The organism is Arthrobacter sp. SO5 (genome assembly GCF_020532805.1).
Classification (GTDB): domain Bacteria; phylum Actinomycetota; class Actinomycetes; order Actinomycetales; family Micrococcaceae; genus Arthrobacter.
Window position 1 is genome coordinate 1 of the sequence record NZ_MQTQ01000089.1, and the last position, 2,844, is coordinate 2,844.

3 protein-coding genes are annotated in these 2,844 nt (G+C 67.4%); 1 reads left to right on the forward strand and 2 read right to left on the reverse strand.

Annotation, left to right across the window (positions count from 1 at the left end; translation table 11 throughout):
- Positions 1-10: 10 nt before the first annotated feature.
- Positions 11-1,147: a succinyl-diaminopimelate desuccinylase gene (gene dapE, locus BJG92_RS15655; RefSeq protein WP_232084942.1), complete on the forward strand. Its 1,137-nt coding sequence runs from the start codon at positions 11-13 to the stop codon at positions 1,145-1,147.
- A 103-nt stretch (positions 1,148-1,250) separates the two neighbouring features.
- Here dapE and BJG92_RS15660 read toward each other — a convergent pair whose 3' ends face one another.
- Together BJG92_RS15660 and BJG92_RS15665 are read right to left on the reverse strand one after the other, a co-directional pair.
- The gene (locus BJG92_RS15660) at positions 1,251-2,087 is read right to left on the reverse strand and encodes an amino acid ABC transporter permease (protein ID WP_232084912.1); all 837 of its coding nucleotides are present in this window, start codon (positions 2,085-2,087) and stop codon (positions 1,251-1,253) included.
- Positions 2,084-2,734, reverse strand: a complete 651-nt coding sequence (locus BJG92_RS15665) for an amino acid ABC transporter permease (protein ID WP_232084913.1) — start codon at positions 2,732-2,734, stop codon at positions 2,084-2,086. The genes BJG92_RS15660 and BJG92_RS15665 overlap by 4 nt, the downstream gene beginning before the upstream one ends.
- Positions 2,735-2,844 lie beyond the last annotated feature (110 nt).

Sequence of the window (2,844 nt, forward strand, 5' to 3'; positions counted from 1 at the left end):
CAGTGGAACGGTGACCGCCCCGACCCCGCACCCCCATGCCCCCGCCCGGCTCGACCTGCGCCAGGACGTCGCGCTGCTGACGGCCCAGCTCATCGACGTCTACAGCGTCTCCGGCGCGGAACGGGAGCTGGCAGACGCCGTTGAGCATGCGCTCCTGGCCATCCCGCAGCTCGAGTTGACCCGCGACGGGGACTCGATCATCGCCCGGACCAATCTTGGCCGCGCCGAGCGGGTCATCCTGGCAGGGCACCTCGACACTGTGCCGCTGCCGAGGACCGAGGGGTCCCTCGGCACCGTCCCGTCCTACTGGGCATCCGGCGCCCCCGGCGAGGGCATCCTTTACGGCCGCGGCGCCACCGACATGAAGAGCGGAGTGGCCGTGCAGCTGGCGCTGGCGGCCACGCTGTTCGACGGCGGCGCGGAGCCGGCCAGGGACGTCACGTTTGTGTTCTACGACCACGAGGAAGTGGAGGCGGCCAAGAGCGGCCTCGGCCGGCTGGTCCGTAACCACCCCGGCCTGCTGGGCGGCGATTTCGCGATCCTGCTGGAGCCCACGGACGGGACGGTGGAAGGCGGGTGCAACGGCACCAGCCGCTTCGAAGCGGCCACCCGGGGGGAAGCGGCCCACTCCGCACGGGCCTGGATGGGCAGCAACGCGATTCACGCGGCGGCGCCGGTCCTGGCGCGGCTGGCCGCCTACGAGCCGCGGACGGTCACCGTGGACGGGCTGGACTACCGGGAAAGCCTCAACGCTGTGAAGATCCACGGCGGCACCGCAGGCAACGTCATCCCGGACAAGTGCGTCGTCGAAATCAACTACCGCTTCGCCCCGGACAAGACTCCGGATGAGGCTGAAGCCCACGTGCGGGAACTTTTGGCAGGGTTCGACGTCGTCCGCACTGACAGTGCGGCCGGCGCGCGGCCGGGACTGAACCACCCCGCCGCAGCGTCCTTCGTGGCAGCCGTGGGGGCCGAACCGAAACCGAAATACGGCTGGACCGACGTCGCCCGCTTCAGCGAACTGGGCATCCCGGCGGTGAACTTCGGCCCCGGGGACGCTTTGCTGGCGCACAAGGACAACGAGCACGTCGAGGCGGACGCGGTCCGCGAATGCCTGCGGGTGCTGCGGAAGTGGCTCGCGGCGTAGCGCCGTCCGGCACACCACAGGTAACGCCGCCCGGAAAACCCCGCCAACGCGGAAGGTCCGGAACCCCTGTGCAGGGGTTCCGGACCTTTGCGTCGGGGACAGGCTACTTGGCCACCGGAATGCCGGCGACCGGCACGTGCACCACGCCGCCTGCGGCCTTCTTGGAGCCGCGGCGTTCGAGCCAGATGGCCAGGCGCGAGACCGAGAAGTCGATCGCGATGTAGATCACGGCCGCCACGAAGAACACCGGGAACAGGTACTGCGGTCCGAGGAAGTCGGCCATGATCTGCACCTTCCGCAGCAGCTCCTCGTAGGACACGATGTAGCCGAGCGAGGTGTCCTTCAGCAGCACCACGAGCTGGGCCACGAGCGAGGGCAGCATGCGCCGGATTGCCTGCGGGAGTTCGATGTTGCGCCGCGACTGGAAGCTAGTCAGGCCGACGGCCAGTCCCGCTTCGCGCTGGCCCTTCGGCAGCGACTGGATGCCGGCCCGGATGATCTCGGCGAAGATCGCCGAGTTGTAGAGCACCAGGCCGGCAACGACGGCCACGAACGATCCGGTCGCGAAGACCAGCAGCACGAAGAACATCATCAGGACCACGGGCATGCCGCGCAGGAATTCCAGCATGATCCGGGTGGGAATGCGGATCCAGCCAACAGCGGAGATCCGCATGAGGCAGAGCAGCAGGCCCAGCGGAAAGGCGATGACCGCCGCGACGGCCGCGGCGCTGAGGGTGGCGACGATGCCGTTGCCGATCAGGACCCACACATCGGGAATCTGGAACACTTCCCAGCGCTTGGCATCGAAGATGCCCTGCTGCGCCAGGATGGTGATCGCCCAGACGAGCAGGCCTGCGATGGCGATGATGCCGATCGCGGAGCCGATCAGGGAAACACGGCGGGCCTTGGGCCCGGGGACGTCGTAAAGGACCGAGCTCATCGGGCGATCGCCACCTTTCGTTCAACGACGTTGGCGAAGTAGCCAAGCGGGACGGTTATGAGCAGGTAGAAGAACGCGACGCCGACCAGGACCCACAGAACGGCATCGCCGTTGGCGTTGGCGAGCTGGCGGCCGGTGCCGAAGAGTTCCAGGACAAAGAACGCGCCGGCCACGGAGGAGTTCTTGACCAAGGCGATCAGAATATTGATCAGCGGCGGAATCACGGTCCGCAGGGCCTGCGGCAGAATGATGAGGGACAGGACCTGGCTGAACTTCATGCCCACGCTGCGGGCGGCCTCGGCCTGCCCCACGGGCACGCTGTTGACGCCGGAGCGGACGGCCTCGGCGATAAAGGCCGAGGTGTAGGCGCTCAGGGCGATAATGGCGGCGACCTCGAACTGCTGGAACGTCACACCGAGGCGGGGCAGCACCACGGCGGCGAAGAAGAACGCGATGGTCAGCGGAGTATTCCGCACAATCTCCACGTACGTCATGCTGAAGCCGCGCAGGGCGGCGACGGGCGAAACGCGGGCGGCGGCAAGCACCGTGCCGAAGATCAGGGCAATGATTCCCGAGATCCCGGACAGGAATAGGGTTCTGAGAAAACCGTCCCAGTACTGGGGGAGGTTTTCAATAATGACGTCCATAGTTTCCTTCGGCTGCCTTGAGGTGATTCGGGCGGAAAACGGGCGTGGCGGCTGCCGGAGCGGCGACGTGCGCGCGCCCCGGCAACCGCCATGCCGGTCTAGTAGCGGTT

Bases quoted from the DNA above. Each gene is read 5' to 3' on its own strand.
- BJG92_RS15660 (WP_232084912.1), bottom strand. From the start codon at position 2,087: ATGAGCTCGGTCCTTTACGACGTCCCCGGGCCCAAGGCCCGCCGTGTT.
- BJG92_RS15665 (WP_232084913.1), bottom strand. From the start codon at position 2,734: ATGGACGTCATTATTGAAAACCTCCCCCAGTACTGGGACGGTTTTCTC.